We start from the raw sequence: 11,730 nt of genomic DNA on the forward strand, positions 1-11,730 counted from the left end.
GCAAAGAAACAAGTGCGTCGCTCAATCAAATCAGATAGATATCTTTCGGGGGGCGGATTTTTCCAGCAGGCGCACGACAAGTATGGAGAATGAAGCGTTCTTGGCAGGCGGTGGAGAGATGGGCGCTCTTATCCGCGCTCATGACTGGGAGCAGACACGATTGGGCGCGCCGCACAAATGGCCCGCCAGTCTTAAATCTGCGGTCCGAACCATGCTATCGACCAGACATCCCATCTTTATTTTCTGGGGCGCGGAAAGTCTCTGTTTTTACAATGATTCTTATCGTCCGTCACTTGGACTGGAAAAGCACCCCGCGATGCTTGGGCAGCCGGCACGGGACTATTGGGGTGAAATATGGCCCAGCATCAAACCCCAGATCGATCTCGTTCTAGAGGGTAAAGGCTCCACGTGGCACGAGAACCAGCACTTGCCGATTGTCAGGAACGGCAAACTGGAGGACGTTTTCTGGACATACAGCTACGGTCCTATCGACGACGCAACGGCACCTAACTGCGTTGGTGGCGTCCTCGTCATCTGCACGGAAACAACCAAGCAGGTGTTGGCCGAACGCCGTGCCTCGGAGGGCGCCATGCGACATCTACGCATGTTCGAGCAAGCTCCAGGATTTATTGCTGTTCTGAGCGGCAGCGATCACGTGTTCGAATTCGTCAACAGTTCCTATCGGCGACTGATGGGGGATCGCGACTATTTGGGACGCACGGTGCGCGAGGCGATCCCCGAGGCAGCAGGCCAAGGTTTTTTCGAACTGCTGGATCAAGTGTATCTGACAGGCCAGCAGTTTGCCGCCAATCGCGTCCCCCTGAACATCAAGCGTGATCCGGACGAGGCTATCGATCCGCGGCTTGTCGACTTTGTGTACGCCCCTGTTTTCGGCGACGATGGCACGATTATAGGTGTTTTTGTTGAAGGGCAGGACATGACGGCGGTCCATCGCGCAGAAATCGCGCTGCAGGCGAGCGATGCGCGGTATCGCACGCTCACAGAGGCGCTTCCTCAACTGGTCTGGACGTGCGATGCTGAGGGACAATGCGACTATTTAAGTCGACAGTGGACAGATTTTACAGGTTGCGCAGAGGCAGAACAGCTCGGCTTGGGCTGGCTGGAGCGCGTTCATCCCGATGATCGCGAGAGAACCCGAGATCATTGGCTGGGCGCGGTTGCCGGCAGACACGACTATGATATCGAGTTCCGCATTCGGCGGCATGATGATGTCTATTGTTGGTTCAAAACCCGGGCGACGCCCGAAGTCGACCAGAACGGCAATATCCTGTCGTGGTTCGGGACGAGTACCGACATCGAAGATATCGTCAAAGCCCGCGATGTTCTCTCCCGATCAAGCAAAGAACTCGATCGCCTCGTTCGGGAACGAACCGCCGCACTTGAAAGGGCGCAAGAAGCTTTGCGCCAATCGCAGAAACTGGAAGCCATGGGCCAGTTGACCGGCGGCGTCGCCCACGACTTCAACAACTTGCTTACCCCGATACTCGGGGGCCTGGATATGTTGCAGCGGGCTGGGATAGGCGGCCCGCGCGAACAGCGCATCCTTAATGGTGCTCTGACATCAGCAGAGCGCGCGAAGACATTGGTACAGCGATTGCTTTCATTTGCACGGCGCCAACCTCTTCAAGCAAAGTCGATCGATCTGCGGGGCCTTGTAGCAGGCATGGCGGATTTAATTGCAAGCACATCCGGTCCGCGTATCCGGGTCGATGTGGTTGTTCCCGATGCTCTCCCTTTTGCGAAGGCCGACGGCAATCAGCTCGAAATGGCTCTGCTAAATCTAGCGGTTAACTCCCGCGATGCGATGCCAGAGGGCGGCACGCTCACAATTTCACTTGCAGAACAAGTCGTGCCGGTTGGCCACCGACCCGGCCTTCATGCCGGTCATTTCATCTGTCTGTCTGTTGCCGACACAGGTACGGGAATGGATGTCGACACCCTCGCGCGCGCTGTAGAGCCTTTCTTTTCCACCAAAGGCGTAGGTCGCGGTACCGGACTTGGATTGTCGATGGTCCATGGGCTTGCTGCGCAGCTGGGGGGAGTGATGGCGGTACGCAGCACCCCAGGCCTTGGTACGGTCGTCGAACTGTGGATTCCCGTAAGCGCGGAGGCGCCCGAACCGGGAGTTGAACGCGCAAAACAACCCGGGTTGGCCGGACGCGGCACTGTTCTTCTCGTGGATGATGAGGAGCTCGTGCGTATGAACACCGCGGATATGCTTCTCGATCTTGGCTTCGAGGTGATCGAAGCTGGCAACGGCGCGCAGGCGCTTACGTTGCTGTCAGATGGCGCCGGGTTTGATATCCTCCTCACCGATCACCTTATGCCGGGCATGACTGGGGAGGAGCTTGCGATGCTGGTCCAGGCTGAACGACCTGAGGTGAGCATCCTGGTTGTATCTGGTTATGCCGAAACCGATGGGCTGGCGCCGCATCTCGCGCGGCTCACAAAACCATTTCGCCGCGACGAGCTTGCTAACGCTATGGGCGCGCTTACCTTTTAGCTCGAGGATGGCCCGCCAGGTAGTGCCTTCTTCAGCGTATCGTTTCCGAACTGCTTGGCACATTTATAATGGTCGAGCGCCGGAATTTGGAAACGATAGTGATGATTTTCGTTGCCCGTGATCCGTCGTAGGCACCATGGTGGGGGGGAATAGCCGGACTGTTCACGCCGACCTTCTCCAGCTCAGCTTACGAAAATGTCGGGATTAGCTGCCCGCTGACCCAAATGTATCGCACCCAGTGGACCTGCGTCAGCGCCCAATCCAGGGGCGACAATCAGTCGTTCCAGCGCGGCGGAGTCCAAATCGTCGATATAGAGATTAAGGAGGGCAGCCGATTGCCGGGCAATCCGCGGTAACAGCAGGGGGCGCGACTGCATCACGCCGCCTCCAAGCACCAGCCGTTCGGGCGACAGGGTCAGGATCAGCATCGTGGTCCATTCCGCCAGATCAGCGGCGACGCGATCCCATAGCGGATCGTCATCGGGCATGTCTGCCACCGGAACCGGCGATCGGGCGGCCAGCGCGGGGCCGCCAACCAGCCCTTCCAGGCAATCGCCATGACTGGGGCAAGCGCCCTTGAACATGTCGCCGGGCTGGCGGCGCACCCGCACATGCCCTGCTTCGGGATGCAAATGGCCATGCAAAACCTGTCCGTTTACGACCAGCCCCAGGCCGACGCCCGTGCCAACGGTGGCATAGGCGTGGACCGCACATCCCTGTGACGCGCCCCACATGCCCTCTGCCAACGCTGCGCCTGCGACATCCGTGTCGATGGCAATGGGCACCGCAAAGCGGCTGGCGAAATGACCATAGATGTCGCAGCCTGCCCAGCCAGGTTTGGGCGTATTACCCATTCGACCGAAATTCGGCTTGCGCCTATCCAGATGCAGCGGCCCAAAGCTGGCGATGCCGATCGCGGTAAAGGGTGCATCCTCCTGCCAGAGCGCCAGCGCCTCAGACATGGCGTACAGCGTGTCCGCCGTACCGGTCGGCCAGCGTTGCTGCCGCAAGATCGTGCGCCCCTGTGCTAAGGTGGCAATGCATTTCGTCCCGCCCAGCTCAAGGCCGACGATCAATGCTTCGGACGTGCTCATGCCAGCCACACCCGATCCCCTTGTATCTTAAGTCGCAATTCGGGGGCGGGGCTTCCACCGAAATGGCGACGAGCCTCCGTCGGATCGGCTGGCAAACGCGAAAGGCCAGTCACATCGGCAAAGCTCTGGACGGTAAGATCAGGCAGAACGAACCAGCTATATGCCTGAAAGGGTGCTTCGGGTGGATTGGCGAAGGCTAGGCCGGTGCCGTTGATCGGTCGCCAAGGCCCAGCCAGCCTGTCGGATGTCATGCCGTAAAGACCATTGGGACCGGCTGGGCCATTGTCGGCAAAGACCTTTCGCTGGGTGGACCAGAACAGATAGTAACGCCCATCATGGACGATGACATGCGGGCGTTCCAGTTCATTGTTCACGCCATCGGCCGAGATCAGCGGGGGCAGTGCATCCCACAGGCCGTCCTGAGTGCGGCGGGCCACGCCCACGGCGCCGTTCCAGAAGGATTTTGATTGCGCCAGTGAAGCGGCGAAAAAGATATAGGCCGCATCATCTGCAGGATCACGGAAGAAGGCAGGATCGCGAAACGCCTTGATCGTGCCGATCGCACCCCCGCCGACCATGTCGCGCTCATAATGCATACCATCTGGCACCAGCATTTCGGTGGGCTGAGACCATGCAGAAAAAGCGATAGCATCGCCCTCGACGATCAGATCCGCCTGCGTCTGGAACAAGCGCTGGCCGAAGCTGACGACGTCTTCGCCGCGCGTTCCTGCAACGGTGTAATAAAGCGTGACCACGCCATGATCGGGCGAGATGATCGCCGATCCGGACCATTCGCGGCTGCCCGGTGAGAAGTCCGCTTCAAACAACAGGCCCAGGTCGCGCCAACGATCCCTCGTCCGGTGCATCAAGCGTAGCCGGGCCATGCCGTGGCGCGCATCAGGGTCGAGTTGCACAGGGGCGGAGAGCAGGATGAAGAGCGTGCCGCCAGCAATTATGGCTTGCGAGCCATCCTCCTCCTGAACCGGCCAATAATCCCACAGATCGATACCGGGTAGGAGGGGTTCCGGCTTCGAGAACAGCGGGGCGTTGGGGGTCGTCTTGGGATCGATCGCCGCAACATGGCTGGCGGTCCAGTGGCTTGTCATAATTGCGCATCCCTAAGGCAGCGAGGCGTCGGTCTAGATGAGCCATGATCCCCACCGGCGCGTGCAGTCACCAGTGGGGATCATGATTCCAAAGGCGTGAAACGCCCCGGAAAAGTTGGATCAAAAGTCGAACCGAACCGAAGCGGAAATGGTGCGACCATTGATCGAACGGGCTCTGACGATGCCGTTGGCAGGGATCGCGGCATCCTCTGCTTCGGTAAAGCCTTTGACGTCGAACAGGTTGTTTGCGTTCAGTGACAGCGTGATACGATCGATCGGCTTAGCCGTCAGGAAGGCGTTGACCTGCGTATAGCCGGGCAACTTCAACTGGTTGCTGTCTTGTGTGAAGCTGCTCGATGTGCCGATCACGTTCGCGCCGATAGAGAAGATACCCGCATCATATTGCGGCGTGACCTGATACAGGAACTTGGCCTGACGACGGGGGCGATTGCCAACGACAGCAGGGTTCAGAACGTCGCTGACGATCTTTGCATCTGTATACGTGCCGCCTGCGGTGATGCTGAAACGGCCGGTACGATAGCCGCCCTCCAATTCCAGGCCATAGGCGCGATAGTTGCGGTTGAAGAAAGTCTGGGTCGTTGCCTCGAAATTCTGTTCTTCTGTTTTCGCGTGGAAAGCCGTCGCGTTGAGGGTCAGGCCGCCATTACGATATTTTACGCCGCCTTCGAGTTGCTTGACGTAATCGACTGCTGCGCCGCTGTCGGTGAGCTTGCCTGTCGTGATGCTGACGGCGGGACCGAACAGCAGACGATCGGCATTGGCGCGGGCACCTCGGCTGTAGCGAGCGAACAGCGCGACATCGTCGGCCAGACGGTAATTCGCGCCGAATGAATAGGACAGATATTCATAGTTGTAATCGACCGGCGCGGTTGCCGTCGGGATCACCGATACCTGCGTTTCGGGGGTGGAGATGACGCCATTACCGTTCATGTCGCGGGTAATCACCCCGATGCGACCGCCGCCGAGATCCGCCCCTGCGATTGTCCCCTTGGCGCTGCCGAAGTCGTAACGCAGGCTTCCGTCCAGCGTCAAAGCACCGGTTGCCAAACTCAAAGAGGCAAAGGGCGCGTTGGTATTGTAATCGACGTCATAACTGCGACGGCAGCAATTGCCGAAGAACGTAGCGCCATAGCCATAGGTGCCATTCTGCGTCAGCGCCTGTCCCGTCGCATTGGTCAGGTTGACCAGCGCGGCATTGCCACCGCCGGTCACTTCGAGCAGATGCGATGTCCACAGCCAGTCGGTGGCGATCGTCTGGCGGGATTTGTAAAAACCCGCTGTGGCGGTCAGCTTGCCCATGCTCGTATCGAAATCGCGGCTGACGCGCAGATCGTTTGTGATATTGTTCAGGCTGTTGATCTTCACGTCGAACAGCACGATCTGCGCCAGATAATTATTGCCGTTGAAGGCCTGACCCGCCTTGGGACCATTGGCATAGGTCAGGGTCGATCCCGCGCCGCCAAGCGCGGTCGCGATCGACGATCCCGTGTCCACTGCGGAAGGGAAGGGCGAGGTAAAACCGCCCGATACATCCGAATAGCGGAAGCGTTCGGTGACGTTCCAGCCATCACCCACTTCGAACTGCGATTCCAGGCCGACGGCGTAGACAACCGGATGCTGGCCATCGCGAATATCGCGGGTCACCTGATTGTTGCTGCCATCGAGCGTTACGTTGTCGCGGAAATAGCGCGAATGCAGCGTGTCGCCGTTGATGCTGAAGCCCGGCAGGTTCTGATAGTCGGGATTGGCATTGCTGCCCGTCACCAATACCGGGTTAGGGAGATAGCCGATCGCGCGATCATCGAGATATTTGCCGTAAAGACGGACATAGCCACCAGCAAATTCCTTGGTGATATTGGCCTTGATCTGTCCGCCCTTGTTGGCGTCATAGCCTGCTTTGCGCGGCCCTTCACCCTGACGATAAAAGCCACCGACATGGTAACGCAGGCTATCGCCTATCCGGCCACCATAATCGAAGTCGAGCCGATATTCCTGATAATCGATGCCAGCCGTCGCCTGGATCGCGCCGCCTTCCTGTTCGCCGGTTTTGGAAATCATGTTGATGACGCCGCCCGGCGCGTTCGATGCAAAGGTCGAAGCCGATCCACCGCGGACCGATTCGACCCTGCCGACATTGAAGTCGGAACGCAGGAATATGTCTGCGTTGCCGAACGTGATGTCGCCGAACTCAAGCACCGGCAAACCGTCTTCCTGCAACTGCAGGAACTTCGCGCCGCCCGATGCGACCGGCAGACCGCGTACGGAGATATTGGCATTGCCTTCGCCACCCGATGACTCAGATCGAATGCCAGGCAGATTGCGGAAGATTTCGGCAACGGACCGGGGTGCGGATTTGGCGATGTCATCGCTGCTGAGTGAACTGACCGTGACACTGCTGTTGAGACGATTTTGACCGCGCGCGACTGCCGTGACGACGATTTCGTCTACTGGAGCGACGGTTTCCGTCGAGGCAGCGGCCTGATCCTGCGCCTGGGCATCTGCCGCGAACAGGATGGCCGGCGTCAACAAAGCCGATGTCAGCAAAACTGCTTGGAACTGCCTTTTCATCTTCACTCTCCCACGCCGATTCGTTTCGGCTTGATGCTGTAATGGACTGCCTTGCAAACGATTGCAACGATTGTTTGCAATCGTTTGCGTAATTGGGTAGTTACAAATTGGGGTAAGGACGGCAACAGTCTGCCCGGACGGAGAGGACAGACACATGCACGACGCACTACCCCGTAAGCCCCACCTCTCGCTCGGTCGGATCGTTCAGATGAATCTGGGGTTTTTGGGCCTCCAGTTCAGCTTTGGCCTGCAACAAAGCAATATGGGGCCGATCTATTCCTATCTGGGCGCGGACGAAGCCTCTCTGCCGCTGCTTTGGCTGGCGGGGCCGATGACCGGACTGTTGATCCAACCGATCATCGGCGCGATGAGCGACCGCACCGTCACCCGCTTTGGCCGACGCACACCCTATTTCCTGGTCGGCGCGATCCTTTGCAGCATATGCCTGTTCGCCATGCCCTACAGCCGTGCGCTGTGGGTGGCCGCCAGCCTGCTTTGGGTACTCGACGCTGCCAATAACGTGACGATGGAACCCTATCGCGCTTATGTGAGCGATCGGCTGGACCATGACCAACGACCCTTGGGGTTCTTGACCCAAAGCGCGTTTACCGGACTTGCCCAGACGCTATCCTACCTCGCGCCCTCGTTGTTGGTCTGGTGGGGTATCAGCGCCGATGCGCTCGACCCTTCGGGCATTCCCGTCATCACTCGCATTGCCTTCATCGTTGGCGCTGTATTGTCCCTGTCGACGATCCTGTGGTCGGTCCTGCGTGTGCCGGAACTGCCGTTAACACCGCAAGAAATTGCCGCGATGCAGACCGAGCCATTGTCAGTCCGCACCACGCTGCACGATCTGAAGCAGGCGATCGTCGAAATGCCCGCGCCGATGCGCCAGCTTGCCATTGCCATGCTGTTCCAATGGTATGCGATGTTCTGTTATTGGCAGTTCATGGCCTTCGCGATCGCGCGGTCGCTGTATGACACGTCGGACGCCACCAGCGCAGGGTTCCGCCAAGCCGTGCTGGTCAATGGCCAGATTGGGGGCTTTTACAACTTCATCGCCTTCATCGCCGCCTTTGCGATGGTGCCGATCGCCCGGAAAATGGGCGCACGCCCGGTCCATGCCATAAGCGTCGCGGCATCCGGCATCGCCATGCTCGCGCTGCCCTGGTGTTCGACCGAAGCGATGTTGTTCATTCCGATGATCGGCATCGGCCTTGGCTGGGCGAGCATGATGGGCAATCCCTATGTCATTCTGGCCAACAGTATTCCTCCGGCCCGCACCGGCATTTACATGGGCATATTTAACATGTTCATCGTCATCCCGATGATGATCGAAAGCCTGACCATGCCGCTGATCTATCGCCCGCTGTTGGGTGGCGATCCGCGTAACGTGCTTATGCTGGCGGGCGTGATGATGATCGCTGCCGCCGTTGCGACAATGGCCATTCGGGACAAGCAGGCAGTACGGGAAACGCTTCCCACCTGACCGTCATGCGGAGGCGCGCTGGATGAGCTGCGGCGTCATGCACACCGACGCTGTCTTTTTGCCTGCCATCCGATCGAACAGCAGGTCGACCATGAGCGCCGCGCCGCGCTCGACATCCTGTCGTATCGTCGTGAGCGGTGGGTTGGTCTGGGCAGCGACCATCACGTCGTCATAGCCGACCACCGCTACGTCGTGCGGCACCTGCAGCCCCGCGTCCCCCAGCGCACGCAGGGCGCTCATGGCGATCACGTCCGACGCCGCGACAATGCCGTCGACAGGCGGATGCTCTGCCAGGAAAAACCGGATGGCGTCGTAGGATTCCTGCGTCGTCAAATGTGCGGGAAGGAGCGCGCCCTGATCCTGCCCGGCTTGCGCCAAAGCCTCCCGAAATCCGGCGTAACGCGCTGCAAACTCCGGCACGTCGGGATTGCCGAAGAAGGCGAGGTGCCTGCGACCCTTTGCCAACAAATGCTCGGCAGCTATCCGGCCCCCAGCGATATTGTCCGAGCCTACGGTCAACTGCCCATAGCCCTGCACCGCGGCACCCCAGATGACAAGCGGCGCATAACGCGCTGCCACGCGCTCGATCGTCTCGATCTGGTCCGACTGCCCGATCAGCAACACGCCATCGATCCCGCCGCCATCCACGATCCGATCAAGCCACTGACCATCGGTAGGGATAACGCGCGAGAGCAACAGATCATAACCTCGGTCGGCCAGTGCATCGGCCAGCGGGCCGATCAGGCTCATAAAGAAGGGATCGGATAGATGCTGCTGCGTTTCGTGGCCTAGAGGCAGCACAACCCCGATCGCACCTGTACGCCCAAGGCGGAGATTGCGCGCAGCGCGATTGATCTGAAAGCCATGCTCCTCCGCCAGCGCCTGAATTCGCTCCCGCGTCGCTTTCGCGATGGTTGGATTGCCTGACAAGGATCGCGATACCGTCGATACCGAGACTCCTGCGATACGTGCCAACTCGACAAGGTTGGCAGCACTGGTGGGTTTCATAAGCGAGCGTCAAGTCCACATATTAGAGGGCCAGTCCCAAGAAGACACCGGATCAAATAAGTTCATCCCGTACACCCCTTGGGCAATGCTGGCCCAAATGTCATCTCTGCCGATATCATCATAATCAGGCGGGAGGCATCTTAAAGGCCATATCGGTGAGATCAGACCTGACTCGCGAATTTTCAGGGTCCGTAGTCATTGTCGATCGAGCCAATAGGCCCGGCAGATGACGGCCGTTGATCAAAGGTCAAAGGATCGAATTATATGTGCAACGCAAGAGCGACGCGAAATTGCCTGACAAGTTTTATGTTCTAGGCTCTAAAGCCTGAACGATATGCTGGGCAAGCATATGAGCAGTGTCAGAGATGGAACGCCCTTCGATCAAGGCAATCTCGGTATCCGGTAATTGAGGGAGCCATTGGGTTGTCGCTACAGGGACCAGAAACGAAGGCACCATTTTCTTGGGTAGAACCGATATCCCCAGTCCGGCCTTTACCGCAGCCTGCGCACCCGCAAGGCTGGTGGACGTGTACGCGATCCGCCAAGTCCGGCCACCCGCATCAAGTGCGTCCGTCGCGCGCTTGCGATACACACATGGCTCAGGCGAAACGACCAGAGGAATCACCTCGTTCCCATCGACAGCCTCTTGGTTCCGGGCCACCCATACCAGTGGTTCGCGCCAGACACGCACGCCCTGAGGCGCGGCTGCCGGCTCGCGCTTGACCAGGACAAGATCGAACGCACCGGCGTGAAAACGGTCAAGCAGGTTGAGCGTCAGATCGCACGTGACTTCCAACTCGACCAAAGGATGCGCTTCTGTGAACAGAGCAAGGATATCGGGAAGATGCGCGGTGGCGAAATCTTCCGGTACGCCGAGCCGGACGCGGCCTCGGACGTCCGGCTCCGTGAGTTCCGCGATGACCTTGTCGTTCATGTGCAGGATCTTGCGGGCTGAACCGAGCAACACCTGCCCGTCGAGCGTCAAAAGCACGGACCGCGCCGTCCGCTCGAACAAAATACGGCTGACCAGAGCTTCCAAACGCTTTACCTGCAAACTGATAGTCGACTGGGTCCGCCCCAGTCGCGCGCCGGCCGCGGTAAAACTGCCCAGATCGGCAATGGTGACAAAGGTACGAAGAAGGTCGATGTCTAGGTTGCGCACGTTCATCCAGAGTCACCTGCAAATCATCGGGAATATCAATCCATAGGATTGCCATAACTCATTTTGCAAATGGATGAAGATGCAGAAAGGGTGGTCAGTGATCACCATGACCCCGATACAGCGCAGTGAACCGATCTCCCGCTGCTGTTGCAGCCATCGTTCTGTCTTCGTTATGATTGTGGTTCTTCCCCTCCAATGGCGAATCGCGCGAGAGTCATCCTGCGCATCGTCGCAAATCAGCATGGGGCATCGATGATGGCCGCCCAAGGACATGAACGGGTTGAGTGGAGTACATTTGCGGAATGGGCGAGGGCAGCGCTTGGACCCGACCGCCCGTTTCTGACCATGGCACTGATATATGGCGCCGCGATTGGCTTGCTGTCGCTGGCGACGCCCATTTCAGTGCAGATGCTGATCAACTCAGTCGCGAACACCGCATTGCCCGCGCCGCTGTTCACACTCGCGGGCGTACTGTTGGCGCTGCTGCTGTTGTGGGCGTTCCTGGGCGCGATGCGCATCTATGTGATGGAGATGTTCCGGCGGCGTGTGTTCGCGCGGATCGTGGCGGAAATTACGCTTCAGGCAGTCCATGCGCAGAATCCCTTCTTTCAGGATGATCGGCGCGGCGACCTTGATCTGCCCCCGCGGAGTGGGCCGGTTGGTTTGTTAGTGGATTATGCTCACCATCGCCATATCCGGGCGGAGGTGGAGCGAAGCGGAACCGGAGGCCGGATATGGCGGTGAAGCCGTTTCCGGTG

Annotated in this window: 7 protein-coding genes and 2 pseudogenes; 3 read left to right on the top strand and 6 right to left on the bottom strand. The window is 59.0% G+C overall.

The window, feature by feature from the left end:
* The first annotated feature begins 82 nt into the window (after window positions 1-82).
* A complete protein-coding gene (locus LQ220_RS20670; RefSeq protein ID WP_230190005.1) occupies window positions 83-2,524 on the top strand; it encodes a PAS domain-containing sensor histidine kinase in 2,442 nt (813 codons plus the stop codon).
* Window positions 2,525-2,706: 182 nt separating this feature from the next.
* Here LQ220_RS20670 and LQ220_RS20675 read toward each other — a convergent pair whose 3' ends face one another.
* The 3 genes from LQ220_RS20675 to LQ220_RS20685 all read right to left on the bottom strand — a co-directional run bounded on the left by LQ220_RS20675 (window position 2,707) and on the right by LQ220_RS20685 (window position 7,313).
* Complete coding sequence (locus LQ220_RS20675) at window positions 2,707-3,618, bottom strand: ROK family protein (protein ID WP_230190006.1); 912 nt, start codon at window positions 3,616-3,618, stop codon at window positions 2,707-2,709.
* The gene (locus LQ220_RS20680; RefSeq protein WP_230190007.1) at window positions 3,615-4,724 is read right to left on the bottom strand and encodes a glycoside hydrolase family 68 protein; all 1,110 of its coding nucleotides are present in this window, start codon (window positions 4,722-4,724) and stop codon (window positions 3,615-3,617) included. The genes LQ220_RS20675 and LQ220_RS20680 overlap by 4 nt, the downstream gene beginning before the upstream one ends.
* A 120-nt stretch (window positions 4,725-4,844) precedes the next feature.
* Entirely contained in the window at window positions 4,845-7,313 is a 2,469-nt protein-coding gene (locus tag LQ220_RS20685; protein WP_230190008.1) for a TonB-dependent receptor, read from the bottom strand.
* Between the two features lie 154 nt (window positions 7,314-7,467).
* Between LQ220_RS20685 and LQ220_RS20690 the strand changes: the two genes are divergently transcribed.
* The gene (locus LQ220_RS20690) at window positions 7,468-8,802 is read left to right on the top strand and encodes an MFS transporter (RefSeq protein WP_230190009.1); all 1,335 of its coding nucleotides are present in this window, start codon (window positions 7,468-7,470) and stop codon (window positions 8,800-8,802) included.
* A 3-nt stretch (window positions 8,803-8,805) separates the two neighbouring features.
* Here the strand turns inward: LQ220_RS20690 and LQ220_RS20695 are convergent, their stop codons facing one another.
* Window positions 8,806-9,810, bottom strand: a complete 1,005-nt coding sequence (locus tag LQ220_RS20695; protein ID WP_230190010.1) for a LacI family DNA-binding transcriptional regulator — start codon at window positions 9,808-9,810, stop codon at window positions 8,806-8,808.
* 304 nt (window positions 9,811-10,114) lie between these two features.
* Window positions 10,115-10,978, bottom strand: a complete 864-nt coding sequence (locus LQ220_RS20700) for a LysR substrate-binding domain-containing protein (RefSeq protein ID WP_230190011.1) — start codon at window positions 10,976-10,978, stop codon at window positions 10,115-10,117.
* A 246-nt stretch (window positions 10,979-11,224) separates the two neighbouring features.
* On the opposite strand from LQ220_RS20700, the pseudogene LQ220_RS20705 reads away from it, so the two are divergent.
* A pseudogene (locus LQ220_RS20705) lies at window positions 11,225-11,605 on the top strand (ABC transporter ATP-binding protein); the annotation flags it as partial.
* A 33-nt stretch (window positions 11,606-11,638) separates the two neighbouring features.
* Here the strand turns inward: LQ220_RS20705 and LQ220_RS20710 are convergent.
* A pseudogene (locus tag LQ220_RS20710) lies at window positions 11,639-11,730 on the bottom strand (integrase catalytic subunit); the annotation flags it as partial.

It is taken from the genome of Sphingobium sp. CECT 9361, from assembly GCF_918741285.1.
In the GTDB taxonomy this organism is placed as follows: Bacteria; Pseudomonadota; Alphaproteobacteria; order Sphingomonadales; family Sphingomonadaceae; genus Sphingobium.

Bases quoted from the DNA above. Each gene is read 5' to 3' on its own strand.
- LQ220_RS20695 (WP_230190010.1), bottom strand. From the start codon at position 9,810: ATGAAACCCACCAGTGCTGCCAACCTTGTCGAGTTGGCACGTATCGCA.
- LQ220_RS20690 (WP_230190009.1), top strand. From the start codon at position 7,468: ATGCACGACGCACTACCCCGTAAGCCCCACCTCTCGCTCGGTCGGATC.
- LQ220_RS20700 (WP_230190011.1), bottom strand. From the start codon at position 10,978: ATGAACGTGCGCAACCTAGACATCGACCTTCTTCGTACCTTTGTCACC.
- LQ220_RS20675 (WP_230190006.1), bottom strand. From the start codon at position 3,618: ATGAGCACGTCCGAAGCATTGATCGTCGGCCTTGAGCTGGGCGGGACG.
- LQ220_RS20680 (WP_230190007.1), bottom strand. From the start codon at position 4,724: ATGACAAGCCACTGGACCGCCAGCCATGTTGCGGCGATCGATCCCAAG.
- LQ220_RS20670 (WP_230190005.1), top strand. From the start codon at position 83: ATGGAGAATGAAGCGTTCTTGGCAGGCGGTGGAGAGATGGGCGCTCTT.
- LQ220_RS20685 (WP_230190008.1), bottom strand. From the start codon at position 7,313: ATGAAAAGGCAGTTCCAAGCAGTTTTGCTGACATCGGCTTTGTTGACG.